Raw genomic sequence first — 240 nt, forward strand, 5'->3', positions numbered from 1 at the left:
CCGGTGCACAGCACGACGGTGTCCACCGGCAGCACCCGGGGGTGCCCGTCGACGGTGATGTGCAGGCCCTCGTCGTAGATGCGCTCGTAGGTGACGCCGGCGAGCATGGTGACGCCGCGCTGCCTGAGCTCGGTGCGGTGGATCCAGCCGGTGGTCTTGCCCAGGCCCGCGCCGACCTTGCTCGTCTTGCGCTGGAGCAGGTGGACGGTGCGCGCGCCGGCGGGGCGGACGGGCTCGGTC

Annotated in this window: 1 pseudogene; it reads right to left on the reverse strand. The window is 73.3% G+C overall.

From position 1 onward, the window contains the following. Positions 1-240, reverse strand: a pseudogene (fadH, locus tag ACSNOK_RS35980) (NADPH-dependent 2,4-dienoyl-CoA reductase); the annotation flags it as partial.

The organism is Streptomyces sp. URMC 126 (genome assembly GCF_051386555.1).
Lineage (GTDB): Bacteria > Actinomycetota > Actinomycetes > Streptomycetales > Streptomycetaceae > Streptomyces.